Raw genomic sequence first — 24,835 nt, 5'->3', positions numbered from 1 at the left:
GCAACTTGTTGCCTGCCTGCTATTTATCATGAAAATGTCTTTCTTTTATCAGAGTTAAAGCCGTTACCTTTTTTATCATACACGTCATAAATCAGCCTGGCAACTTTTCATGAATGGGTTACAGAGTTTCCTGACTTTATCTGATTCGGGAATATTTTTCCTGTTTATTGTATGGACCGGAGATTTTTCTTTCCGAAAAACTTATCAATAATCAATGCGATAGCCCCATCGCCCGTCACATTACAAGCAGTACCGAAACTATCCATGGCAATGTAAAGTGCTATCATCAAAGCCTGTTCACTTTCTCCGAATCCCAGCATGGAAGACAGGATCCCCAATGCAGCCATGATGGCTCCTCCCGGTACTCCCGGTGCAGCTACCATCGTGATTCCCAGCATAAAGATGAATCCTGCAAACATGGGGAAATCAAAGGGCATTCCTTGCATAATCATCAGTGCCAGTGCGCAAGCAACAATCTTCAACGTGCTTCCCGACAGATGAATTGTGGCACATAGCGGAATGACAAATCCGGCTATATCCTCCGTGACCCCATTCTTGACAGTCTGTCGCAAAGTCACCGGAATGGTGGCTGCCGATGACTGTGTGCCCAATGCTGTGAAATAGGCAGGCATCATCTTTCCCAGTAGTTTGAACGGATTCCGATGTACAAACAGCGCTGCAATGGTATATTGAAAAACCAACAGGAAGATGTGAAGCAGGAAAATGACTCCGATGATCTTGATAAATACCACCAGAATGTTATATACTTGTCCGGAATGGGTCATATTCAGGAATATACCGAATATATAGATAGGCAGTAGGGGCAGAATCACCGTCTGGATGGTTTTGACTATGATTTCTTTGAAATCGTTACATACGTTTTTCAGCGCTGTACTATCCAAATGTGCGATGCCCAGACCTAGTGTGAAGGCTAAAATCAAGGAAGTCATCACATTCATCACTGGGGGGATGGCTACAGTGAAGAATGGAGAAATATCATGTGCCTCGCTAATTTGTTCTATCGGTGCTCCCGGAGTAATCATGGAAGGGAAAAAAGTCACTCCGGTGAAATAAGACAGGAAACCAGAGAACAACGTGGCGCTGTATGCTACCAATGTCGTTATCACCAGCATCTTTCCTGCCTCCTTACCGATATCGGCAATGGCAGGAGTGACCAGCCCGAGAATAATCAGTGGAATGATGAAACCCAAGAACTCGCTGAAGATTCCGTTGAAAGTCACAAATACTCTGACCAATTCGCCGGGAAGAACGTTTCCGAATCCTATACCCAATGTGATGGCGATGATAATTCGGGCTAATAAGCCGATTTTTAACCTCTTCATGATAATGTGTTATTATTCAAATTGCAAAGATAGAATTATTGAACAAATAACCTATCAAATTGTTAAATATAAAAAGAATAATTTATGGAAAAGGCAGATATAGGATTAATCGGATTAGGTGTGATGGGGCAGAACCTTGCTCTGAATCTTGCCAACAAGGGATGGAAGGTTGTAGTATGGAACCGTACCGTTCCTGGAAAAGAAGAAAATGTAGTGGAACACTTTATAGCCAACCGCGCCAAAGGAAAAGGCATCATAGGCAGTAATGAACTGACAGATTTTGTCGAAGCACTGAAAACTCCGCGTGTCATCCTTTTGATGGTACAGGCGGGTCCCGCTGTCGATGAACTGACGGGCAAGCTGTTTCCTTTGATGGAAAAGGGTGATATCCTCATTGACGGAGGCAACTCTTATTATGAAGATACGGAACGTCGTGTAAAGGAACTTTATGATAAAGGTATGTACTTTGTAGGTTGCGGCATTTCAGGAGGTGAGGAGGGTGCTTTGCATGGAGCGTCCATCATGCCCGGTGGTGCGCAAGAGGCATGGCCAGTCATTCAGCCGATGCTGAAAAGTATTGCGGCAAAAGCTGAGGATGGTACTCCGTGTTGTGAGTGGGTAGGTCCCGGTGGCGCAGGCCACTATGTAAAAATGGTGCATAATGGCATAGAATATGGGGATATGCAGCTGATTGCTGAAACTTATTTCTCCATGAAGCACCTGCTGGCGTTGAAGAATGAACAGATGGCGGATATTTTTGAACAATGGGACAAAGGACGTCTGCATAGTTACCTGATAGAGATTACTTCGGCCATTCTGCGTCATAAAGAAGAAGGAGGCGATTATTTGCTCGATAACATTCTGGATGCTGCGGGACAAAAAGGAACGGGTCGCTGGAGTGTCATTAACTCCCTACAACTAAATACACCACTGGACGTGATTGCCGAGGCGGTTTTTGCCCGTAATCTGTCGGCAGAGAAGAACTTGCGCGTGCTGATGTCCAAACATTATATGCATGTGGAGAATCATCCGGTATATAATTATCAGGATACGGTGATCGGATTGGAAAGTATCTTATATGCGGCTCGTCTGACAGGCTATGCGCAAGGGTTTGCTCTGATGTGCACTGCCAGTGAGCAATATGGCTGGAAGTTGAATCTTTCCACTATCGCGCTGTTGTGGCGCGCCGGATGCATTATTCGTTCTGCTTTTCTGAACGACATTGCCGAGGCCTATCACCGTGCACCGGGATTGTCGCATCTGTTGCTGGACGAGCATTTCGGACGGGAAGTAATGGAAGCCCTGCCCGCGTGGAAGAAATACATCGGTGTCATGTTGAGAGAAGGGTTGCCCGTACCTGTACTTTCCGCAGCGTTGAATTATTTTCTAGGTCTGACCACCAACCGTTCCCCAGCCAATATGATTCAAGCGATGCGTGATTATTTCGGAGCTCATACCTTCGAGCGTGTGGACAGTCCACGGGGGGAATTTTTCCACGAACATTGGGAAGACAACTATTGATATGTCGCAACACAAAGCATTATACATTCATTTTTAAAAGAAAGAATCATGAGTTTACCACATAGTTTATTTTTGGTCATCTTCGGTGCATCCGGTGATTTAACCCGGCGCAAACTGATGCCTGCCTTGATAAAGATACATAACGGGAAACGCTTCCCCGAGCATTTTGCCATTATCGGCTGTGCCCGTACTGCATACACGGACGAGACCTATCGTGCCTATCTGAAAGAAGAACTGATAAAATTCGGTTTTCTTACTAAAGAGGAAATGGAAACATTGGACGATTTTCTCTCTACTGTTCATTACCAGTCCATGGACCCAGCTGACGAAACCACTTATTTTCTGTTGAATGACCGTTTGAAGGAGCTTTCGCCTCAATATGAGAATAATGGGAACTATTTGTTCTATCTGGCAACTCCGCCCTTGCTTTATGAATTGATTCCGAAATGTCTGCATGATGCGGGCTTGTTGAAAAAGCCTGGATTAAAGCGTATCATTGTCGAGAAGCCTTTCGGATACGACCTGGCTTCCGCTCAGAAACTAAATAAAATCTATGCCGCTTATTTTAAAGAAGAGGATATCTACCGCATCGATCATTTTCTGGGCAAGGAAACGGTGCAGAATATTATGGTGACCCGTTTTGGAAGTACTATTTACGAACCGATATGGAACCGTAACTATATAGATTATGTAGAAATCACTGCGGTGGAAAATATGGGTATAGGTACTCGCGGAGGATATTATGACGGGGCGGGAGCTCTGCGCGATATGGTACAGAACCATTTGATGCAGTTGCTTGCTATTACTGCCATGGAACCACCAGCCAAGTTTGACAAGAATGGTTTCCGTAACGAGGTGATCAAGGTCTACCAATCCCTTCGTCCGCTGACTGATAAGTATATCCGTGATAATGTCATCCGCGGACAATATATTGCTGGTGATGACCGTATCGGTTATCGTGAAGAAAAGAATGTTCGTCCTGATTCCCGTACAGATACCTACGTGGCGATGTGTCTGTATGTGGATAACTGGCGTTGGCAGGGAGTGCCTTTTTATATCCGTACCGGAAAGCAGATGCCTACCAAGGTGACCGAAATTGTGGTTCATTTCAAACCTGCTCCTATGCAGATGTTCCAAATGAAGGAAGGCTTTTACAAAGGTGAGGAACTGATTATCCGTATTCAACCCGACGAGGGAATTCTTCAGCGCATAGCCATGAAAGAACCTGGTGCCGGTTTCTATATGGGAACCATGGAGATGGACTTCAGCTATGACCAGCACGATCAGGAAACGGGGGATGCGTATGTACGCCTGTTGGAAGACAGTCTGGTGGGTGATCCTACACTTTTTACCCGTTCCGATGCTGTGGACGAGAGCTGGACTTACTTTGATAAGATTCTGGATTATTGGAAGAAGCATCCCGAAACTCCTCTTTATGGGTATCCTGCAGGAACATGGGGACCGAAAGAAGCGGATGTATTGATCAACCGCAGTCATTCCGAATGGACAAACCCGTGCAAGAATCTGACACATTCCAATTTATACTGTAAATTGTAAGTCGTCATCTGTGGATAGTAAATTTAAAACAGCAAACTCTAAGTAATAAATAGTGAATAAGATGATTGACCATAACTTTTATGCGTCGCCTGTACAAGCGTCGCAAACCTTGATAACTCATATATTGGAAGCGATGGATAAAGAGCTTGAACGGCCTTTTACCATTGCTCTTTCCGGAGGAACTACTCCTGCCACACTTTTTGAGGTTTGGGAGCGTGAATATGCCGCATATACCCCTTGGTCCCGTATTTATTTCTATTGGGTAGACGAGCGTTGTGTGCCACCTGGCGATGATCAGAGCAACTTTGGCTTGGCCTATCGTCTGTTGTTTAGTAAGGTAGGTATTCCTGCCAGTCATTACTATCGTATTGTGGGTGAGGGCGCTCCCGAAGAAGAAGCCAAACAGTATTCTTCCATAGTCAAGACCACCGTTCCGACCGTGGACGGTGTGCCTGTTTTTGATTTTGTATTATTAGGGATAGGAGAGGACGGGCATACATCATCCATTTTCCCCGACCATCAGGAACTTCTTACCGCCGGGGAACCGTATGAGGTGTCCGTCAATCCTTATAATAAAACAGTGCGTATATGCATGACGGGACGTCCCTTGATAGAAGCCCGGCATACCTGTTTTCTAGTGACGGGCGAGAACAAATGCAGTATTTTGAAAGAAATCCTTGATAAAAACAAGGAAGGGGTCTATCCGGCATCTTATATTTGGCATCATGCACGTAATCCGCAACTGTATGCATCACTTGTATCATAATATTTCTTTTAGATGAAGAGTTTAAACGAAAATAACTTTCTAGATGGGAAATGAATCAACTATGGATGCTATGTCTCCTATAGATATAAAAAAAGGAGCAACGCCTTGCTCCAACCTTTGTTAACCTTAAATCTAATACTATGAAAAACACAATGCAAAGGTACGGATATTTCGGAAATTTGCAAGATATTCTCTTCATTTTACAGGTTGAAACAATGTTATTTAACATAGAAAGGCATCCTGTTTACAGCTATTTGCAAAACAGGATGCCTTCACTATAATCCATTAAGACTCTTTAATAAGCGTGTCCGTCTTGTTCCAGTTCCTTTGCTGTAATGGGCTTGCGGTCTATGGCACGCCAAGCATAAATAATATAGGCCAGAACGAAAGGTACCAGAATGGAAACGTATGCCATGGTGCGCAGGGTAAATTCGCTGGAGCAACTGTTTGCCAAGGTCAGCGAACTTTGTAGATCGGCTGTGGACGGGTAATAAGCCGTATTATTATATCCCGCACAAAGCAATAAAGCTAATACAGTCAATACAACTCCTATTCCGGTAAACCAGATACCATTGGTCGCAGTCTTGCTGAAGACAGCCCTTCCGATACCCCAAAGTACCCCGACAACGCCTGATAGGAACAATACCAGCAATAGAGGCATATCCATCAGATTGATGAAATACTTGTAAGGTTCCATATAAACTTCTTTTGTCTCGGGATTTACAGCGAAACCATCAGCCAATAAAGTACGGATAACAAATGCCAGAAATAGAATAAGGAAAGGAATAGCATCTGTTATAAGCTGACGGCGGCAGCGGGGGATTAAGTCTTTATCCCGGATGTTATTGATAAAATAAAGATTGCCCAAAAGGCGGGCCAGGAAGAATACGGCAAATCCCAAGACCAGATTCCAAGGATTGGTCAGCGCATCCAGTCCGTGCCATCCGTTTGCCCAACTGCTGATGACAGGCATCAACTCATTACCCATGTTTCCTTTATTAACCAGGAAATTGGAGCCGGTAAAGAATGTGGCTACCGCACCTCCCAGCAATAGAGGCTCTACAATACCATTTATAACCAGAAACCATTGGTAAGTATGTTTGCCCAGCAGATTGCCCAGCTTGGACTGGAACTCGTATGAAACAGCTTGCAATACGAAACTGAAAAGAATAATCATCCACAACCAGTAAGCACCGCCAAAGCTGGTACTGTAGAACAGCGGAAAAGAAGCGAAGAAGGCGCCGCCGAAAGTGACAAGGGTGGTAAAAGTAAACTCCCACTTGCGTCCTGTGGAGTTTACCAGCAAGGCACGTTCTTCGTCATTGCGTCCCAGCGTGAACAGCAAAGAGTTGCCACCCTGCACAAAGAGCAGGAACACCAACAAAGCACCCAGTAACGATACTAGGAACCACCAATAATTTTGTAGAAATATATAGTCCATAATATTCTAAATTAAAAATTGAGAATTGAATATTGAAAAATAGAATTAGAGAAACTTGAACTAAAAAAAGAATGACTTGCTGGCGGAATTAATCTCCTGTATGTAGCCCATTTATTGCGCAGCCTGAATTATTTCCGCCTGTTTCATTTATTCCTTAATTCTTAATTCCTTCCGGTCCTTTCTTGATGGCCTTCAGCATGATACCTATTTCAGCAAAGAGCAGAACGGTAAACAATAGAAGGAAGATAAAGAAAGTAAGCTGTACGGAACCTGTCTGCAATTTGGAGATGGCTGCTCCTACAGGCAACATATCCTGTATGGCCCATGGCTGGCGCCCCACTTCGGCTACCACCCAGCCTGCCTGACTGCCGATATAGGCTAGTGGAATAGTCCACAAAGCCACCCGTTGTAACCATCGCATATCAGCCAGCTTCTCTTTTTTCGATACAATCAGTACTATAATAAAGAACAGGATGAAATAACCTCCCAGCCCTACCATGATCCGGAATGACCAGAAAGTAAGTCCTACATTAGGAACCAGATGGGCGGGATCCTTGATATATCCGTAACCAAAATATTTCACGTTTTCGTCCAATGTCTTGCGAGCTGCTGCGGCACTTGCTTCGTCACCTGCCTTATGCGCTTTGCGGAATGCATCCAGGGCGGCGATGGCAATCTGTCCGCGTTTAATTTTCTCTTCGGCCGATAAAGCCGTTGTACCGTCGGGCATCTGATAACCACCTTCCAGCAGATTGTTGATACCCGGTACATAACCGTCTATGTCGTGAGTGGCAAGGATAGAAAGCATTTTGGGGATTTTCAAATCGCCTGCAATGGTGAAGGGTACTCCGTTTCCGCCATCGTGCAATCCTTCAGCGGCAGCCATTTTCATAGGTTGCACTTTGGCTACCTGTACTCCCGAAATATCCCCCGTCCATGCAGTGACGAGAGAGGCGAACAAACCTACGGCGGCGGCAACTTTAATACTGCTCAGAGCGAACTCCTTCTGACGGTTGCGCAGTAAATACCAGCAACTTATTCCTACTACAAAAACGGCTCCCAGTATCCAGCTGCTTAACACTGTGTGGAAGAACTTGGCGATAGCCATGGGAGAGAGGGCGACAGCTGCAAAGTCCACCATTTCATTTCTTACTGTTTCGGGATTGAAAGCCATCCCTACGGGGTATTGCATCCAGGCATTGGCGACCAGAATCCACCAAGCGGAGATCGTTGCTCCCAGTCCGGTGAGCCAGGTGGATGCCAGATGGAAACGCTTGCTCACTTTGTTCCAGCCGAAGAACATGACGGCAATGAAAGTGGCTTCCATAAAAAATGCCAGGATTCCTTCGATAGCCAGTGGGGCTCCGAAGATATCGCCCACAAACCAGGAATAGTTACTCCAGTTAGTTCCGAACTCGAATTCCAGAATCAGACCGGTGGCAACACCTACGGCGAAATTGATTCCAAACAGTTTCATCCAGAATTTAGCTGTGTTCTTCCAGAATTCCTTACCTGTTGTTACATAAAAGGTCTCCATGAGCCCCATTATCACAGCTAATCCCAAAGTGAGAGGTACGAAAAGCCAGTGATACATGGCCGTTAGAGCGAACTGTGCTCTTGACCAGTCAATTAATGAAGTGTCAATGTTTTCAAACATAACTTTCTGATTTATTTAAATGTTTATGGATTTGCCCGTTCTATTAACTCCTCACCTACATACTGTTGCTTCTCTTCCGTTGTCTTCCCGCCAAGGAAGGAGGGAAAGAAGAAAAGTTTTAGAATAAAGAACATGATGAATAGTTTGATAAGAATAATCGTCCAAAGGGTACGTCCCAAGGTCATCTCGCGAAAGCCGTCGCGATAGAATATCCAGATGCGTGTCAACAAAGAATCATTCATAAATTTATCTTAAAGTTGTAATAATTACAAAGAAAAACACTTTATCGGTAAAAAGCAAGTTTTTGTCCATAGAAATATTCCACAAATCTATATTTATTGCTAAAAAAATCACAGTCCTCTACTTTTGTACAAACAAATTAAATAGTAAAAAGGATGAGACAACGAGTAGTATATTTCGTAATGATTTGGGTCGCGGTCACTTCGGTTTCCGCGCAAGAGGCCAAAAAGTGGACGCTGGACGACTGTATTGACTATGCATTGGAGAAAAATATCCAATTGCAGCAGGACAAAATCTCACTGGAAGAGAGTTCTGTAGACGTGAAAACCGCCAAAGCCGCACTATTTCCCAGTCTGTCGTTCAGCACAGGACAGAATGTGACGAACCGTCCGTATCAGGAAACCAGTAACACGGTAAGCGGAACGGAAATCATCAGTAGTGACAGTAAAACCACTTATAATGGAAACTATGGTCTGAATGCACAATGGACATTGTGGAATGGTAACAAACGGTTGAATGCCATCAAACAAAAGAAGACGAGTCAGCAGATTGCAGGGCTTACCGTAGCCGAAACAGAAAACTCTTTGCAAGAGCAGATTGCACAAATATTCATCCAGATACTTTATGCCGACGAGTCGGTGAAAATTAACCAGAACACCTTACAGGTGAGCCAAGCTACATACGACAGGGGCAAAGAACTCTTTCATAAAGGAAGTATTTCAAAAGCCGATTTGGCACAATTGGAATCACAGGTAGGCAGTGACAAATATCAGTTGGTGATCTCCGAAAGTTCCTTGCGTGACTATAAATTGCAGTTGAAGCAGTTGTTGGAGCTGGATGGTACGGAAGAAATGGATTTGGTTCTTCCCGAACTCGCCGATGAACATGTTTTGCAACCGTTACCTGCTCAGGAGGATGTTTATCAGCAGGCTTTGGCATCACGTCCGGAAATTCAAAGCAGCAAGTTGAGCATAGAGAATTCCAAATTGGACATATCAGTGGCTAAAGCCGGCTATCTCCCTACCATCAGTCTGAGTGCATCTACGGGGAGTATGACAAACAGTGCCAGTGATAATAGCTGGAGCAAACAAATGAAATATGGCTGGAATAATATGATAGGATTGAATATAAACATTCCGATTTTTGATAATCGCCAGAACAAAAGTGCTGTGCAGAAGGCACGTTTGCAATATGATAGTAGTCTACTCGATTTGATAAACAAGCAAAAGGAACTCTATAAGAATATAGAAAGTCTGTGGTTGGACGCTACTAATGCTCAAGAGCAATATGCGGCGGCTGAGAGTAAGCTGAAAAGTAGCCAGGCCAGTTATGAGATGGTCAGCGAGCAATTCAACTTGGGAATGAAGAATACCGTAGAGTTGCTTACCGAGAAAAATAACCTGCTCAGTGCACAGCAGCAACGTATCCAGGCCAAGTATATGGCTATCTTGGATCGGACTCTACTGAACTTCTATGCAGGTCAGGATATAAAATTATAATCATAACGCTATACATATTATATTATGGAAAAGAAGAAAATGATCCTTACTACAGCGGTAGCCGTAGTGGTCGTGGCAGGCGGTTACTGGATGCTTGGCGGACCGGAGGGAAAAAGTACGGTCGATTTCGCAACGGAAACCGTAACGAAAGGTAATGTCAGCAATTTCATTACTGCTACCGGAACCATAGAGCCGGTGACAGAGGTGGAAGTGGGTACGCAGGTATCTGGTATTATTGACAAGATTTATGTGGATTACAATTCTGTGGTAAAGAAAGGAGAATTGATAGCCGAGATGGATAAAGTGACACTGCAAAGTGAACTTCAGTCGGCAAAGGCCACTTATGACGGCAATGAGGCCGAGTACGATTACCAAAAGAAATTATATGACCGCAACCGTAAACTGCACGAGAAGCAATTAATCAGCGATATGGACTATGAAGAAACGGTTTATAATTTCCAACGTGCCCAAAGTGCATTGGAGCAAAGCAAGGCGGCTCTGGCAAAGGCTGAGCGTAACCTGTCATACGCAACCATCACCTCGCCTATCGATGGAGTGGTGACCAGCCGTGATGTGGAAGAAGGACAGACCGTAGCATCCGGTTTCGAAACTCCGACACTGTTCACCATCGCTGCCGACTTGACCAAGATGCAGGTGGTGGCCGATGTGGATGAAGCCGATATTGCCGGGGTGGAGGAAGGAGCCCGTGTAACCTTTACCGTGGATGCTTATCCCGACGATGTGTTCGAAGGAGTAGTCAGACAGGTTCGTTTGGGAAGTACGAACAGCACGAGCAGCAGCTCTTCAACAACCACCAGTACCACTGTAGTTACTTATGAGGTAGTGATAACAGCTGATAATCCCTATTTGAAACTGAAACCGCGTCTTACCGCCAACGCTACCATTTATACATTGACCAAGGATAATGTGTTGACCGTTCCCAACAAGGCTTTGCGCTTTACTCCCAACAAAGACATAGTGGGAGGTCGTAAGATAAACGATTGCCAGAGCAGTCATAAAGTGTGGACACTGGATAACAATACCTTTACCGCCCATCCTGTGAAAATAGGTATTACTGATGGCAGCAAGACAGAGATTGTGAGTGGCATCACTGAAAATACGCCGGTAGTGACAGAAACGGTAGTGAAAGGTGCTATGCCTGGAATGGAAGAGCCGTCTGCCGGAGAAGGTGAGAGAAGTCCGTTCATGCCAGGCCCTCCGGGAAGCAATAAGAAAAAGAACAAGTAATAAAAGGTAATGCTTCCGTTTACATTGAAAGAATAAATCATATGAAAAAGATAATCGAATTACAAAATATAAAACGGAACTTCCAGGTAGGCGATGAAACCGTCCACGCTCTGCGTGGCATCTCTTTTACCATTTATGAAGGAGAGTTTGTCACTATCATGGGTACTTCTGGTTCCGGCAAGTCCACTCTGCTGAATACTTTGGGATGTCTTGATACCCCTACCAGTGGTGAATACCTGTTGGATGGTGTGTCCGTGCGTACCATGAGCAAACCTCAGCGGGCTGTGTTGCGCAACCGTAAAATAGGTTTTGTATTTCAGAACTATAATCTGTTGCCTAAGACGACTGCCGTAGAGAATGTGGAGTTGCCCTTGATGTATAACTCGTCCATATCGGCTTCCGAAAGACGGAAACGTGCCATTGAATCACTGATAGCCGTGGGGCTAGGTGACCGTTTGGAACATAAATCCAACCAAATGTCCGGCGGACAGATGCAGCGTGTGGCCATTGCCCGTGCTCTGGTGAATAATCCTGCCGTTATTTTGGCTGATGAAGCGACCGGTAATCTGGATACCCGTACCTCTTTCGAAATTCTGGTACTTTTCCAAAAGTTACACGCCGAAGGTCGTACACTTATTTTTGTCACTCACAATCCCGAAATAGCCCAGTATAGCAGCCGTAATATCCGCTTGCGTGACGGGCATGTAGTGGAAGATACCATCAATCCTCAGATCCTTTCGGCCGCTGCCGCGCTGGCTGCCTTGCCCAAGAATGATGAGGACTAACCATAAAAAAGAATCATTATGAACGGAACGAATCTATTTAAAATAGCTCTCCGGGCTCTTGCCAACAACAAGCTCCGCGCTTTCCTCACCATGTTGGGGATCATCATCGGTGTGGCATCAGTCATTGCTATGCTTGCCATCGGTCAGGGCTCGAAAAAGAGCATCCAGCAACAAATCTCGGAGATGGGGTCAAACATGATTATGATTCATCCGGGAGCAGAGATGCGTGGAGGGGTCCGCCAAGACCCTTCGGCCATGCAGACACTGAAACTGGAAAATTATGAAAAGTTGAGCGAAGAGTGTACTTATCTCTCCGGCATTAGTCCCAACGTTTCTTCTTCGGGACAACTTGTTGCGGGGGCCAACAACTACCCGTCTTCGGTGAGTGGTGTAAGTATGGATTATCTTACCATACGTCAGCTCACCGTGGAACAGGGGGAGATGTTTACCGAGAATGACATCCGTACGGCAGCCAAGGTTTGTGTTATCGGTAAAACCATTGTCGATAATCTTTTTCCCGACGGATCGGATCCGATAGGGAAAGTGATTCGTTGTAATCAAATTCCTTTCCGGGTAATTGGTGTGCTGAAATCAAAAGGGTATAACTCGATGGGCATGGACCAGGATGATGTAGTACTGGCTCCTTACAGTACAGTGATGAAACGATTGCTGGCACAGACTTACCTAAGTGGAATTTTTGCTTCGGCTCTGACAGAAGATATGACCGATGAGGCTGTAGATGAGATAACGACCATTCTGCGTCGTGAACATAAGCTGAAAGAAACGGATGATGATGACTTTACCATCCGCACCCAGCAGGAGCTGAGTAGTATGCTCAACACTACAACAGACTTGATGACTACCTTGTTGGCTTGTATTGCCGGTATATCTTTGGTGGTCGGTGGTATCGGTATCATGAATATCATGTATGTGTCTGTAACAGAGCGTACTCGTGAAATAGGTTTGCGTATGTCGGTCGGGGCTCGAGGAGTAGATATCCTGAGCCAGTTTCTGATAGAGGCTATCCTGATCAGTATCACGGGGGGGCTGATAGGAGTGATTATCGGTTGTGGAGCCAGTTTTATGATTAAAACGATAGCACATTGGCCTGTATTTATCCAGCCTTGGAGTGTGTTGCTTTCATTTCTGGTATGTACCGTCACCGGTGTGTTTTTCGGATGGTATCCGGCGAAGAAAGCTGCAGATTTGGATCCGATAGACGCTTTGCGTTACGAGTAGGGATGAAAAGGTGTGGGGGTGAAGCAGAATTGATTTATGGGAATGCTAGTTGGGTTCCGGTCTTTTCCCGATTATCTGTTTATAATGTTTTTTGTAAATCAATTTTGTTTCACTGATTCCTGCCAGTCTTATTTTATGGAATAAGAATCATGGAAATCTTATTTCTAATCTAATCTTTCTTATCTTTGCCTGTATGAAACAGTTATTTTCACAACGACGTTTTTTGGAAATGAGTATCCATATTGTCAGTTGGTTGCTCGTTTTTGGCTTTCCGCTTGTATTCATGGACCTTGGAAGCGGCTTCAATCTGGCCCAATTCTTGAGGCATAGTTGTGTTCCTTTGTGCTATTTTATTATCTTCTATGTCAATTACTTGTGCCTGGTTCCCCGCTATATGTTCACGGACGAAATGCGTAAGTATATTCTGAGCAATGCCGTGCTGATACTTTGTCTGAGTGTGCTTCTTCATGTATTTCTGGAAAGTATAAGCACTCCTCCGCCTCCTGAGTTTGCACGTCATATTCCGCCCCGTTGGATATTTTATGCGCGGGATATGGGGATGATGATTTTTGTTGCCGGATTGGGTGCGGCCATTCGTACCAGCCTGCGTTGGCGTCAGGCGGAAGAGCGGTTGATAGAAGCGGAGAGACAAAAGACGGAAGCGGAACTGAAAAACTTGAAGAACCAGTTGAATCCTCATTTTCTGCTCAATACATTAAATAATATCTATGCTTTGATTGCTTTTAATAGTGACAAGGCACAAGAGGCAGTACAAGAGCTGAGTAAATTGTTGCGGCATGTGCTTTATGACAATCAGCAGACTTTTGTTCCGCTTGAAAAAGAATTGGACTTTATCCGTAATTATGTAGCTCTGATGCGTATCCGCCTGCCACAGCAGGTAGAAGTGAGTGTGAATTTGGAGGCAGACTCTGGAGGTGCGTTGCAAATCGCTCCCCTTATTTTCATATCGCTGATAGAAAATGCCTTCAAGCATGGTATCAGCCCCACGGTAGACAGTTTTATCAGTATCTCTATCTTTGGGCATACGGATGGTACGGTGAGATGTGAGATCCTTAACAGCAATCATCCGAAGTCCGGGCAAGATAAAAGTGGAAGTGGAGTGGGGCTGGAACAGGTAAGCAAGCGGTTGGAACTGATTTATCCGGGACATTACGAATGGATAAAAGGGATCAGTGAAAACGGACAGGTATATTCTTCTATATTAACTATACAGACTAAAAGTTTATGATACTGAATTGTGCTATTGTAGATGATGAGCCGCTGGCTTTGGAATTGCTGAGAAGCTATGTGGAAAAAACGTCTTTCCTCCGGTTGGTAGGGAGGTATTCCAGTGCGGTGCAAGCTATGACAGAAATTCCTCTTCACGAGGAGGTGCATGTCTTGTTCCTTGATATTCAAATGCCCGAGTTGAACGGTTTGGAGTTTTCACGCATGGTCAGTCCTGAAACAAGGATTATTTTTACTACTGCATTCGGACAGTATGCCTTGGATAGTTATAAAGTCAATGCCTTGGACTATTTGTTGAAACCTATCAGCTATGTCGATTTTTTGCAATCGGTGAATAAAGCGGTGCAATGGTATGAATTGAAACAAAAGGCGGATAATGGTGTTGATGCCGATGAGGCGGATGATTGTATATATGTAAAAAGTGATTATAAATTGCTCCGAATTGCTTTAGACCGGATATTGTATATAGAAGGGTTGAAGGATTATATTAAAATACATGTGGAGGATGAGCCGAAAGCTATCCTGTCACTTATCAGTATGAAAGCTATGGAAGAGAAGCTTCCTTCCAGTCGTTTTATTCGCGTACATCGCTCGTTTATAGTGCAAAAGAGTAAAATTAAGGTGCTTGATCGGGGGCGGATTGTTTTCGGTAAAGAGTATATTCCGATTTCCGATAGTTATAAACAGGAGTTACAGATATATTTGAATAGTCATTCTGTTTGAAAAATGTGATATTTGAATGATAAAAGTTGATATTTTGTCGATATCCTTTTGCAAAAAAGAAATAATCTTTTTATATTTGCAGCATAGACAAGGGAAGTTGTGAAACTTCTTAATAGAATAGTTTAGTTAAGTCTAGTTTAGTTTTTGTGTTGTAAGTGCTCCCATCGTAAGCGAACGAATGGGAGCACGTTTTTTAGACACCTGCAGGGGAGAAGTGTTCTGTTTCTGCAACAAATCCGGAGGTTGGTTTGTTAATTATGGCATAAATAGAAATAATTCTCCTTATGAAAAGAATAATCCCCATACTGATTGCTATACTTATCTGTTTTAGTGTAGGCTGTACTGCTTCTTATTTTCAGTCGGAGTCTATACTCAACTGGTATCCTGCATTGGAAAAACCTTCTTGTACACCCCCTGATATAGCTTTTCCCATTGCTTGGAGTTTTATCTATCTGTGCATGGGAATTTCTATCGGGTTGATTTGGCATATATGGACAATAAGACGACAAATGATTATCAGATTATTCGGATTCCAGCTTCTGTTTAATTTTACATGGAGCATTTTCTTCTTTTATTTTCGGAGTCCGTTGCTAGGTTTTGCAAATATTCTGGTGCTGGATGTGCTTGTTATTTATTATATGATAGAAAGTTATCCGGTGAGGAAATCTTCGGCATATCTTTTTGTTCCTTATCTTTTGTGGTTGCTTCTTGCCACTTATCTTAACGGCTATATATTAATATATAATTAAAAGACTGGCATTGGCCGGTTGAACGGGAATTATAGGGTACAAGAGAAAATACCTATTTATAGTGATTGATAACCCTGGTGATTTTCCGTAACTTTGCGGCCATAAAGAGAAACAAAAAACATAACTATGTATAAAACAAGTAAATATACTCCGACGGACAAAATGAGTTATCTTATCTGTGATAACTATACATTGCTACAGGTAATGAGTCGTTTTGATCTTTCGTTAGGGTTTGGAGACAAGACAGTACAGGAGGTGTGCCGTGAAAATGGAGTGGATTGTCGTACTTTCCTTGCGGTGGTAAACTTCATGATTGAAGATAGCGACCGGATGGAGGATGATGTGAAGGATATTTCTATGCCTTCATTGATGAATTATTTAAAACAGGCACATCATTATTTCCTTGATTTCTGTCTGCCTACCATACGCCGTAAATTGATAGAAGCTATAGATTGTTCCACGGAAAACGAGGTTGCATTTCTCATTCTGAAATTTTTTGATCAGTATGCCGGAGAAGTGCGTAAACACATGGATTATGAAGATATGAATGTGTTTACTTATGTAGAGAATCTGATGACGGGACGAGAAACGGGAGGATTCCGTATCTCACAGTTTGCCCGCAGGCATGATCAGATAGATGCGACACTGACTGAGTTAAAAAACATCATTATTAAATATTATCCGGCAAAAGGAAATAACCATTTGTTGAACGCCGTATTATTCGACATATTCAGTTGTGAACAAGATTTGGCATCTCATTGCCGCGTAGAGGATTACTTGTTTGTGCCTGCTGTACTTAGGCTGGAAAAGGAGGGGAAATGAAACGGACAGAACTTGTGCACGTTGCGGTGGCCGAAACTTCAGTCATTGTGCGTAGCGGACTTGTGGCTGTGCTGAAGCGCATGCCTGATCTTATAATACAGCCGGTGGAAATAACTTCTCTTGAAGGACTGCAAAATTGTATGCAGGGACATCAGCCGGATATTCTAATCATAAATCCTACTTTCGGAGGATGGTTTAACGTGGACGAGTTCAAATCGAACTATCCACAGGCATCTGTCAAATGCGTTTCTTTGTTGTGTTCAGTCACAGATACCAATCTGTTGAAGGGATACGATGAGAGTATAGCGCTATATGATGACATCGAAGTTTTAAATAAAAAGTTAGTAGACCTGATGAATCTTGGTGTGGATGAAACAGATGGCGAACAGGAAGCGTTGAGCCAGCGTGAGAAAGAAATTATTTGTTGCGTGGTACGTGGGATGACAAATAAGGAAACGGCGGAAAAACTGTTCCTCTCCATTCATACGGTGATAACTCACCGTCGGAATATTGCGCGCAAGCTACAGATACATTCACCTGCCGGATTGACTATTTACGCTATCGTAAATAAACTGGTTGAACTAAGCGAGGTGAAGATGAACTTATAATACCTACAAATGGTGAGTGGAATAAGATAGAATACCTAAATGAAGTGATTGTGGATGTGGTCCCTAACCTCTATCTTTGCACTATAAGTTAGTCATATAGAAATTACGTAAACCACAAAGTTAGTTATTAGTTAAAAGTGCTCCCTGCGAAGTGATTCGCGGGGAGTACTTTTTTATTAGTAAGGCTTTTGCTCACAATATTATGCTTTTTTACCTATTCCGCTTCATTATTCGTTAGAAATCTCGTTGTTTTCTTAACAAATATCCTCTAACTTTGTTATTCAATATAGGACACATATTAACTAATGACAATGAAAGTAGGTTTATTTATTCCTTGTTATATCAATGCGGTATATCCGCAGGTGGGGATAGCCTCGTACAAGCTGCTGAAAAGTTTGGGAGTGGATGTGGATTATCCTCTCAATCAGACTTGTTGCGGCCAACCGATGGCGAATGCAGGTTTCGAGAATAAAGCGGTAGATTTGGCCCGTCATTTTGACGAACAGTTTAAGAATTACGATTATATAGTGGGCCCTTCGGCCAGTTGCGTCGTTTTTGTGCGTGATAACTACAGTCGTCTGTTGAAAGAAGACAAACATCGGTGTGCCAGCGAAGGTAAGATATATGATATCTGTGAGTTTATTCATGATATCGTCAAGCCTTCTTCGTTGAAAGCCAAGTTTCCACATAAAGTGAGTCTGCAAAACAGTTGTCATGGAGTGAGATTGATGAAACTTTCTTCTGCCAGCGAACTTAATATTCCTTATTTCAGCAAATTGCGTGATTTGCTCTCTTTGGTAGAAGGAGTGGAAGTTGTGGAACCGGAACGCAAAGACGAATGTTGCGGTTTCGGCGGTATGTTTGCCGTAGAGGAAGATGCGGTTTCCGTGCAGATGGGGCATGACAAGGTGATGCGTCATATTGCTACCGGTGCTGAATATATTGTGGGGGCCGACAGTTCGTGCCTGATGCATCAGAATGGTATCATTGCCCGTGACAAACTTCCTATCAAGACATTGCACATTGTTGAAATCTTAGCGGCAGGATTATGAGTACGAAACATTCAAAAGCAGCTGCGGAGTTTCTGAAAAACAAGAAACAGGCCGCATGGCATGACGAAACACTTTGGCTGGTTAGGGCAAAGCGTGACAGACTGAGTAAAGAAGTTCCCGAATGGGAGGAATTGCGTAATATGGCATGTGCTACTAAACTATATAGTAACAGCCATTTGGACGAATTATTGGTGGAGTTTGAAAACAATGCGCGTGCTAACGGAGCTCATGTCTATTGGGCAAAGGATGCGGATGAGTATTGTAACATTGTCTACAATATTCTGAACCAGCATGGAGTGAAGCATTTTATAAAAAGCAAATCCATGTTGGCTGAGGAGTGTGAACTTAATCCTTTTTTGGAAAGCAAAGGGATTGAAGTGGTAGAAAGCGACTTGGGAGAGCGTATCTTGCAATTGATGCATCTGAAGCCGAGCCATATTGTATTACCTGCTATTCATATCAAACGTGAACAGGTAGGTGAGCTTTTCGAGAGAGAGATGGGTACGGAGAAAGGAAATTTTGACCCTACTTACCTTACACATGCAGCCCGGAAAAATCTCCGTCAGAAATTTATTCATGCTGAGGCGGCTATGACAGGTGCTAACTTTGCTGTAGCTTCTACTGGTGAGATTGTGGTATGTACCAATGAAGGAAATGCGGATATGGGTACTTCCCAGCCTAAATTACAGATTGCGGCTTTTGGTATGGAAAAAATTGTGCCGGATCGTGAATCATTGGGAGTGTTCACCCGTTTGTTGGCCCGTTCGGCTACAGGACAACCCATTACTACATATACTTCTCATTATCGAAAGCCTAGAGAGGGTGGGGAACTTCATATTATTATTGTAGATAACGGACGTAGTAAGATATTAGCCGACCCAAAGCATATCAAGACTTTGAATTGTATTCGTTGTGGAGCCTGTATGAATACATGTCCTGTATATAGACGTAGTGGGGGGTACTCTTATACTTATTTTATTCCCGGCCCTATCGGGATTAACCTGGGGATGTTGAAGGCGCCGTTACATTATTATGACAATGTGTCGGCTTGTTCTTTGTGTTATTCCTGTTCGTTTGTATGTCCGGCTAAAGTGGATTTGGCGGAGCAGATCTATTTGTGGCGCCAGGATTTGGATAAATTGGGTAAGGCAGACCGGATGAAAAAGGTAATGTCCGGTGGCATGGAATTCATGATGAACCGCCCTTCGATATTCAATATGGCATTAAAATGGGCGCCATTGGTAAATGGAGTGCCGCGTTTCCTTATCTATAACGGATTGAATGACTGGGGGAAAGGACGTGAAATGCCGAAATTTGCTAAGGAGAGTTTCAATGAAATGTGGAAGAAAGGTAAAGTGAAGTAAATTATGAGCAGCAGAGAAGATATATTGCAGAGCATCCGGCGTGCTACACATGTAAAATATGAGAAACCGGATTTAAAGCCATTGGAAGATATGGCATTGACTTATCCCAGTAAGGTAGAACAGTTTTATTTCGTCATGAAGCAAGTAGGAGGAGAAGCCATTTTTTTGGAAAAAGAGGAGAACGTGAATGATTTCATTAAAAAAGCTTATCCTGGAGCCAAACGCATCGCTTCTAATCTGAAGAGTATTACTTGTGCAACATTTAATCCCGATGATTTGGAAGATCCTGCAGAATTGAATGGGACGGATTTGGCTGTCATAGATGGAAAGATTGGGGTTGCGGAGAATGGTGCGGTATGGATAGAGCAGGATGTAAAGCAGCGTGCCATTTATTTTATTGCCGAAAAGTTGGTTATTCTTCTAGATAAGAATAAGATTGTGAACAATATGCATGAAGCATATAAACTGATAGATACAGGCGAATATGGTTTCGGAACCTTTATTTCCGGTCCGTCAAAGACAGCTGATATTGAGCAGGCCTTGGTAATGGGTGCTCATGGGGCACGGGATGTGATGGTAGTGCTGATATAAATATATTGTTTCTTATACATAAAAAGGAGATGAGGCGAAAATTATGGGGCTCATCTCCTTAACGGAACTTAAGTACCGGATAGACGGTAAGTTTGTCTTTTCTAATTTAAATATACGGTATTGAAATATTCACCAAATAACGTTTTGGCTGTTTCCAATTGTTCTAGGGTATTTTCTTTTATTCCGTTCAGTTTGTATTCTTTTCCCATGGCTTCATATTTGTGTACGCCTAATGTATGATAAGGTAGTATCTCTACTCTTTGAATCATGTGATAGTTCTTGAAGTGCTCTCCTAATGCCCGTATGTCTTCCTCAAAGGAACTATAGCCTGGAACTAATACGTAGCGCAACCAAAAAGGTTTTCCGTTTTTTTCAAGCCATTCAGCGGTACGTATGGTTTGTTCGTTGCTACGTTCTGTCAGTTGCCGATGTCGCACATTATTAAATTCCTTGATATCTAATAATACGAGGTCTGTCCATTTTAGCAGTTCCTCTACTTCCTCATTCCATATACTGCCGTTGGTATCTATACAGATGTGGATGTTTTGTTCTTTTAACCGCTGGAATAACGGAATCAGTGCTTTTGCTTGCAATGTAGGTTCGCCGCCGCTGAAAGTCACACCTCCTTTTTTACCGAAAAAAGCTTTTTGGCTGACAGCCATATGCACAATTTCGTCTATTGCCGTTTCCGTACTTTCACCTTTGGTGTCAATTGTGTCGGGGTTGGCACAATAGAGACATCGGAAATTGCATCCTTGTAAAAATACGACTAAGCGTAAGCCGGGACCGTCAAACGTCCCCATTGACTCGTAAGAATGTACTCTGATCATAATGGTTTGTCTTTAAACTGGTAAGGGCAGGTTTAAAACCCGCCCCTACGATTAATGTATATGTGATGTTACATTCTTTCGTGGAAAGAACGGCTGATTACTTCCAGCTGATGTTCACGGCTCAATTTGATGAAATTTACGGCATAACCTGATACGCGGATAGTAAGTTGCGGGTATTTTTCAGGATGCTCCATTGCATCTTCCAGCATTTCACGGTTCAGCACATTTACATTCAGGTGGTGTGCCCCTTTGGTGAAATAACCGTCCATCATGGTTATCAGATTCTCTATACGGGTTTCCCGATCCACTCCTAGTGATTTTGGTACGATAGAGAATGTGTTACTGATGCCGTCCTGAGCATCACGATAGCGTAGTTTGGCTACAGAACTCAATGAGGCGATGGCACCGTTCTTATCACGTCCGTGCATCGGGTTGGCACCCGGAGCGAAAGCAACCCCTTTGGCACGACCGTCAGGAGTGGCACCTGTTTTCTTACCGTACATTACATTGGAGGTGATAGTCAGCAGTGACAGGGTAGGACGGGCGTTTTTGTATACCGGATGTTTCTTTAATTCTTCACTGAAGAAATAAACCAAATCTACTCCTAAGTGGTCTACGCGGTCATCATCATTACCGAAGCAAGGATATGTATTTTCAATATCAAAGCCTTCAGTCAAACCTATATCATTACGTTTGGCACGTACCTTGCCGTATTTGATGGCAGACAATGAGTCAATGGCAATGGACAGACCGGCTACGCCATATGCCAGATTGATACGTGGATCGGTATCAATGAATGCCATTTGAGCCTTTTCGTAATAATATTTGTCATGCATATAGTGAATGATATTCATCGCATCATTATACACACGTGCAATCTGCATTAATACTTTCTTATAATTAGACCATACTTCTTCAAAGTTCAGCAAGTCTCCTGTCAATACAGGAATATCTTTCACCATTACAGTTCCTGTATTTTCGCAACGTCCGCCATTGATAGCTAGTAACAGAGCCTTAGCCAGATTACAGCGTGCCCCGAAGAATTGGATTTGTTTGCCGATAGCCTGATAAGACACACAGCAGGCAATGCCATAATCGTCACAGTTACGCACTTCGCGCATCAGCGTATCGTTTTCGTACTGTATGGAAGAAGTGTCGATAGAAACCTGTGCGCAGAATTCTTTGAAACCTTCCGGCAACTCCGGACTCCACAGTACAGTCATATTGGGTTCAGGTGACGGACCCAGATTGTATAGTGTTTGTAAGAAGCGGAAAGAAGTTTTTGTTACTTTGGTGCGTCCGTCGTTGAATCGTCCGCCGATAGATTCGGTCACCCAGGTGGGGTCACCTGCAAAGATGTCATTGTATGATTGCATACGCAGATGGCGGACCATACGTAACTTGATGATAAACTGATCCACTAGCTCCTGAGCGAATGACTCGTCAATTTTACCATGATCCAAATCATATTGAATATAGATATCCAGGAATGAAGAAACGTTGCCCAATGACATAGCTGCTCCATCTTGTTCTTTCACGGCAGCAAGATATGCCATATAAACCCACTGAACCGCTTCTTGTGCATTAGTAGCGGGACGGCTCAAATCGAGTCCGTAATATTCACCCAATATTTTTATTTCTTTCAGTGCTTTAATTTGTTCGGCTACTTCTTCGCGCAGGCGGATACGGGCATCGGTCATCGGACTGGTGATATTGCGCAAATCTTCTTGTTTTGCTTCAATCAGTCGGTCGATACCATACAGTGCCAAACGGCGGTAGTCACCAATAATGCGTCCGCGTGCATAGTTATCGGGCAGACCGGTCAGGAAACCGAGTGAACGGAAAGAGCGGATTTCTTCGGTATAAGCATCAAATACGCCATCATTATGGGTTTTGCGATAATGAGTAAAGATATCCTTTACTTTTTCATCTACTTCCACACCGTTTTCATGGCAGGCTTTTTCTACGACCTTGATACCACCGTAAGGTTTGATGGCACGGCGCAGAAGTTCGTCCGTCTGAAGACCTACAATCAGTTCGTTTTCACGGTCAATGTATCCTGCTTTATGTGAGGTGATAGTAGATACTGTTACATTATCAAGGGAACGAACTCCGTTATTGGCACGTTCTTCTTCTAGTGCCTTGAGGCATTCGTTCCACACTTTTTTAGTTCGCTCTGTGGGGCCTGCCAAGAATGAGGCATCGCCCTCATAAGGGGTAATGTTGGTATATACGAAGTCTGAAACATTAATTTCCTTACTCCACAATCCATCCTTAAAAACTTTGTTCATTTCCATACTGTCATTATTAAGATGATTTAGGGCTGCAAAGGTACTCCTTTTTTGTGAGCTATGCATCACTATTAGTAGGTATAATGCGAATACTTGTGCATTTTTAAGTATAAAGTAGTCAATAAATGAAAAAATGATAAGTACTCTTTTTATTTTAGTTTTATAAAAAAATAAAGCTAATTGGTGACAATAAACCAATTAGCTTCTAAAGGTAGCGGAACCGGGAATCGAACCCGAGTTTCAGCCGTGAGAGGGCCGCGTCCTAGGCCACTAGACGATACCGCCATCAGTTGCTCTTAACTCTTTTTCTAAGACGCTGCAAAGTTAAAAGTTTGTTTTTAATCTGCAAAATAAAAAATGATTTTTTTTGTGCTGTTACTATAAAATAGGAATTTAATGGTCAGTCCGAAAAAACTGTGGGTATGTTATGTTAATACGCGAAAGTAAGCTATCAGTGCGGTTGGATTAAAAAAAACAACCCAATGCGATTCTGATCGCAATCTACATAAGTTACTACTGGTTATCTTCCCTGAAGTTTTAATGAAGTATTTTGAGCCGTCTTTTTAGGGCTTCCGAAAGCCTTGATCTCAAATCATTGAAAAATAAAAGCGGGTCATAAACTACTTTTATGACCCGCTTGCGGAAGCTGGGGGATTCGAACCCCCGGTACGGTTACCCGTACGTCAGTTTAGCAAACTGGTGGTTTCAGCCACTCACCCAAACTTCCTTCTTTTCAGAAGCGTTATCTCTCAAACGCGGTGCAAAGATAAGGGGATAAATTGAATTATGCAAACATTTTGCTCTTTTTTTAGATATATTTTTTTGATGGAAGTAATAAGATGCTGATAGTGAAGTGCTAATGGATGGAATTAATTTTTCTCCCAAAAATCCAAACATTCTTTAGCCACCTTATTAGGCAATGGTATTTTTTGATATATTCAATGCTGTCGGCGGATAATTGAGAAATTTGGGTTAGCTATAAACTATCTAGTTTATTATAAATGTCATTTTCTTCAGGGTATACGTTGATGATAGGATGAAGTCTGTCTTTGCCTAATAAGTTGTAATGTTCCTCTTCTGCACCTCCTACAACTATAATTCCTTTGCTCATGGCATATAATGCATTTTAATCCCAGGGGATAAGAATAAAGTTGATCTAACATTATATCGCACCCGTCCATAAAATAGGGTCAGCGGATTTTCCGGGTTGGCAAGCTTTCTTTTAAGCGTATAGCCTAGCCAGTCTGAACATGAAGAACTT

At 43.1% G+C, this 24,835-nt stretch carries 21 protein-coding genes and 2 tRNA genes; 15 read left to right on the top strand and 8 right to left on the bottom strand.

The annotated features are described in order from the left end of the window. Positions 1-164: 164 nt before the first annotated feature. The gene (locus RE317_RS11070) at positions 165-1,343 is read right to left on the bottom strand and encodes a dicarboxylate/amino acid:cation symporter (RefSeq protein ID WP_008667324.1); all 1,179 of its coding nucleotides are present in this window, start codon (positions 1,341-1,343) and stop codon (positions 165-167) included. An 84-nt stretch (positions 1,344-1,427) separates the two neighbouring features. Here RE317_RS11070 and gnd point away from each other — a divergent pair, with 84 nt between their 5' ends. The 3 genes from gnd (at position 1,428) to pgl (ending at position 5,187) form a co-directional block, all read left to right on the top strand. Beyond that, on the top strand, positions 1,428-2,864 hold the full coding sequence (gene gnd, locus RE317_RS11065) for a decarboxylating NADP(+)-dependent phosphogluconate dehydrogenase (RefSeq protein ID WP_008667325.1): 1,437 nt from the start codon (positions 1,428-1,430) through the stop codon (positions 2,862-2,864). Between the two features lie 48 nt (positions 2,865-2,912). Further along, positions 2,913-4,421, top strand: a complete 1,509-nt coding sequence (zwf, locus tag RE317_RS11060) for a glucose-6-phosphate dehydrogenase (protein ID WP_005843394.1) — start codon at positions 2,913-2,915, stop codon at positions 4,419-4,421. A 61-nt stretch (positions 4,422-4,482) separates the two neighbouring features. After that, entirely contained in the window at positions 4,483-5,187 is a 705-nt protein-coding gene (pgl, locus tag RE317_RS11055) for a 6-phosphogluconolactonase (protein ID WP_008667327.1), read from the top strand. A 295-nt stretch (positions 5,188-5,482) separates the two neighbouring features. On the opposite strand, the gene cydB is transcribed toward pgl, so the two are convergent. The 3 genes from cydB to RE317_RS11040 all read right to left on the bottom strand — a co-directional run bounded on the left by cydB (position 5,483) and on the right by RE317_RS11040 (position 8,527). Further along, a complete protein-coding gene (gene cydB, locus RE317_RS11050) occupies positions 5,483-6,628 on the bottom strand; it encodes a cytochrome d ubiquinol oxidase subunit II (RefSeq protein WP_008667328.1) in 1,146 nt (381 codons plus the stop codon). A gap of 154 nt (positions 6,629-6,782) precedes the next feature. Next, positions 6,783-8,285 carry a cytochrome ubiquinol oxidase subunit I gene (locus RE317_RS11045; RefSeq protein WP_005843401.1) on the bottom strand — a complete coding sequence of 501 codons (1,503 nt, stop codon included), beginning with the start codon at positions 8,283-8,285 and terminating at the stop codon, positions 6,783-6,785. 23 nt (positions 8,286-8,308) lie between these two features. After that, a complete protein-coding gene (locus RE317_RS11040) occupies positions 8,309-8,527 on the bottom strand; it encodes a DUF4492 domain-containing protein (protein WP_005843404.1) in 219 nt (72 codons plus the stop codon). 153 nt (positions 8,528-8,680) lie between these two features. On the opposite strand from RE317_RS11040, the gene RE317_RS11035 reads away from it, so the two are divergent. The 12 genes from RE317_RS11035 to RE317_RS10980 all read left to right on the top strand — a co-directional run bounded on the left by RE317_RS11035 (position 8,681) and on the right by RE317_RS10980 (position 20,453). Next, positions 8,681-10,024 (top strand): TolC family protein, encoded by a 1,344-nt coding sequence (locus RE317_RS11035; protein ID WP_008667330.1) that lies wholly within the window; start codon positions 8,681-8,683, stop codon positions 10,022-10,024. Positions 10,025-10,048: 24 nt separating this feature from the next. Next, positions 10,049-11,272 carry an efflux RND transporter periplasmic adaptor subunit gene (locus tag RE317_RS11030; protein ID WP_008782357.1) on the top strand — a complete coding sequence of 408 codons (1,224 nt, stop codon included), beginning with the start codon at positions 10,049-10,051 and terminating at the stop codon, positions 11,270-11,272. A 41-nt stretch (positions 11,273-11,313) separates the two neighbouring features. Further along, on the top strand, positions 11,314-12,057 hold the full coding sequence (locus RE317_RS11025) for an ABC transporter ATP-binding protein (protein ID WP_005843409.1): 744 nt from the start codon (positions 11,314-11,316) through the stop codon (positions 12,055-12,057). 18 nt (positions 12,058-12,075) lie between these two features. Beyond that, a complete protein-coding gene (locus RE317_RS11020) occupies positions 12,076-13,296 on the top strand; it encodes an ABC transporter permease (RefSeq protein WP_005843410.1) in 1,221 nt (406 codons plus the stop codon). A gap of 193 nt (positions 13,297-13,489) precedes the next feature. Further along, positions 13,490-14,545 (top strand): sensor histidine kinase, encoded by a 1,056-nt coding sequence (locus RE317_RS11015; protein ID WP_008667332.1) that lies wholly within the window; start codon positions 13,490-13,492, stop codon positions 14,543-14,545. Further along, on the top strand, positions 14,542-15,267 hold the full coding sequence (locus RE317_RS11010; RefSeq protein ID WP_005843414.1) for a LytTR family DNA-binding domain-containing protein: 726 nt from the start codon (positions 14,542-14,544) through the stop codon (positions 15,265-15,267). Before RE317_RS11015 ends, RE317_RS11010 begins: the two co-directional genes overlap by 4 nt. Before the next feature lie 284 nt (positions 15,268-15,551). Next, on the top strand, positions 15,552-16,016 hold the full coding sequence (locus RE317_RS11005; protein ID WP_008667334.1) for a TspO/MBR family protein: 465 nt from the start codon (positions 15,552-15,554) through the stop codon (positions 16,014-16,016). A gap of 126 nt (positions 16,017-16,142) precedes the next feature. Beyond that, a complete protein-coding gene (locus RE317_RS11000) occupies positions 16,143-16,838 on the top strand; it encodes a hemerythrin domain-containing protein (protein WP_005843418.1) in 696 nt (231 codons plus the stop codon). After that, on the top strand, positions 16,835-17,446 hold the full coding sequence (locus tag RE317_RS10995) for a response regulator transcription factor (RefSeq protein WP_005843420.1): 612 nt from the start codon (positions 16,835-16,837) through the stop codon (positions 17,444-17,446). The genes RE317_RS11000 and RE317_RS10995 overlap by 4 nt, the downstream gene beginning before the upstream one ends. Positions 17,447-17,757: 311 nt before the next feature. Further along, on the top strand, positions 17,758-18,498 hold the full coding sequence (locus RE317_RS10990; protein ID WP_005843421.1) for a (Fe-S)-binding protein: 741 nt from the start codon (positions 17,758-17,760) through the stop codon (positions 18,496-18,498). Further along, positions 18,495-19,862: a lactate utilization protein B gene (locus RE317_RS10985; RefSeq protein WP_005847923.1), complete on the top strand. Its 1,368-nt coding sequence runs from the start codon at positions 18,495-18,497 to the stop codon at positions 19,860-19,862. Before RE317_RS10990 ends, RE317_RS10985 begins: the two co-directional genes overlap by 4 nt. Before the next feature lie 3 nt (positions 19,863-19,865). Continuing rightward, positions 19,866-20,453, top strand: coding sequence for an LUD domain-containing protein (locus RE317_RS10980; RefSeq protein WP_005847921.1), 588 nt, complete (start codon positions 19,866-19,868; stop codon positions 20,451-20,453). Between the two features lie 101 nt (positions 20,454-20,554). Here RE317_RS10980 and pflA read toward each other — a convergent pair whose 3' ends face one another. From pflA to RE317_RS10960, 4 genes are all read right to left on the bottom strand, one after another. Continuing rightward, positions 20,555-21,283: a pyruvate formate-lyase-activating protein gene (pflA, locus tag RE317_RS10975; RefSeq protein WP_008667336.1), complete on the bottom strand. Its 729-nt coding sequence runs from the start codon at positions 21,281-21,283 to the stop codon at positions 20,555-20,557. Between the two features lie 68 nt (positions 21,284-21,351). Next, a complete protein-coding gene (pflB, locus tag RE317_RS10970) occupies positions 21,352-23,580 on the bottom strand; it encodes a formate C-acetyltransferase (RefSeq protein ID WP_005847919.1) in 2,229 nt (742 codons plus the stop codon). Positions 23,581-23,786: 206 nt separating this feature from the next. Next, positions 23,787-23,859 (bottom strand) — tRNA-Glu (locus RE317_RS10965). Positions 23,860-24,214: 355 nt separating this feature from the next. After that, positions 24,215-24,301 (bottom strand) — tRNA-Ser (locus RE317_RS10960). Positions 24,302-24,835: the final 534 nt, after the last annotated feature.

This window comes from Phocaeicola sp. GP0067 (assembly GCF_031119655.1).
GTDB lineage: Bacteria > Bacteroidota > Bacteroidia > Bacteroidales > Bacteroidaceae > Phocaeicola > Phocaeicola vulgatus.
The sequence above is the reverse complement of the archived record's forward strand: the minus strand, read 5'-3'. Positions and strand labels throughout refer to the sequence as shown.

Excerpts from the sequence above, each read along its gene's own strand:
- RE317_RS11070 (WP_008667324.1), bottom strand. The coding sequence starts at position 1,343 with ATGAAGAGGTTAAAAATCGGCTTATTAGCCCGAATTATCATCGCCATC.
- gnd (WP_008667325.1), top strand. The coding sequence starts at position 1,428 with ATGGAAAAGGCAGATATAGGATTAATCGGATTAGGTGTGATGGGGCAG.
- zwf (WP_005843394.1), top strand. The coding sequence starts at position 2,913 with ATGAGTTTACCACATAGTTTATTTTTGGTCATCTTCGGTGCATCCGGT.
- pgl (WP_008667327.1), top strand. The coding sequence starts at position 4,483 with ATGATTGACCATAACTTTTATGCGTCGCCTGTACAAGCGTCGCAAACC.
- cydB (WP_008667328.1), bottom strand. The coding sequence starts at position 6,628 with ATGGACTATATATTTCTACAAAATTATTGGTGGTTCCTAGTATCGTTA.
- RE317_RS11045 (WP_005843401.1), bottom strand. The coding sequence starts at position 8,285 with ATGTTTGAAAACATTGACACTTCATTAATTGACTGGTCAAGAGCACAG.
- RE317_RS11040 (WP_005843404.1), bottom strand. The coding sequence starts at position 8,527 with ATGAATGATTCTTTGTTGACACGCATCTGGATATTCTATCGCGACGGC.
- RE317_RS11035 (WP_008667330.1), top strand. The coding sequence starts at position 8,681 with ATGAGACAACGAGTAGTATATTTCGTAATGATTTGGGTCGCGGTCACT.
- RE317_RS11030 (WP_008782357.1), top strand. The coding sequence starts at position 10,049 with ATGGAAAAGAAGAAAATGATCCTTACTACAGCGGTAGCCGTAGTGGTC.
- RE317_RS11025 (WP_005843409.1), top strand. The coding sequence starts at position 11,314 with ATGAAAAAGATAATCGAATTACAAAATATAAAACGGAACTTCCAGGTA.
- RE317_RS11020 (WP_005843410.1), top strand. The coding sequence starts at position 12,076 with ATGAACGGAACGAATCTATTTAAAATAGCTCTCCGGGCTCTTGCCAAC.
- RE317_RS11015 (WP_008667332.1), top strand. The coding sequence starts at position 13,490 with ATGAAACAGTTATTTTCACAACGACGTTTTTTGGAAATGAGTATCCAT.
- RE317_RS11010 (WP_005843414.1), top strand. The coding sequence starts at position 14,542 with ATGATACTGAATTGTGCTATTGTAGATGATGAGCCGCTGGCTTTGGAA.
- RE317_RS11005 (WP_008667334.1), top strand. The coding sequence starts at position 15,552 with ATGAAAAGAATAATCCCCATACTGATTGCTATACTTATCTGTTTTAGT.
- RE317_RS11000 (WP_005843418.1), top strand. The coding sequence starts at position 16,143 with ATGTATAAAACAAGTAAATATACTCCGACGGACAAAATGAGTTATCTT.
- RE317_RS10995 (WP_005843420.1), top strand. The coding sequence starts at position 16,835 with ATGAAACGGACAGAACTTGTGCACGTTGCGGTGGCCGAAACTTCAGTC.
- RE317_RS10990 (WP_005843421.1), top strand. The coding sequence starts at position 17,758 with ATGAAAGTAGGTTTATTTATTCCTTGTTATATCAATGCGGTATATCCG.
- RE317_RS10985 (WP_005847923.1), top strand. The coding sequence starts at position 18,495 with ATGAGTACGAAACATTCAAAAGCAGCTGCGGAGTTTCTGAAAAACAAG.
- RE317_RS10980 (WP_005847921.1), top strand. The coding sequence starts at position 19,866 with ATGAGCAGCAGAGAAGATATATTGCAGAGCATCCGGCGTGCTACACAT.
- pflA (WP_008667336.1), bottom strand. The coding sequence starts at position 21,283 with ATGATCAGAGTACATTCTTACGAGTCAATGGGGACGTTTGACGGTCCC.
- pflB (WP_005847919.1), bottom strand. The coding sequence starts at position 23,580 with ATGGAAATGAACAAAGTTTTTAAGGATGGATTGTGGAGTAAGGAAATT.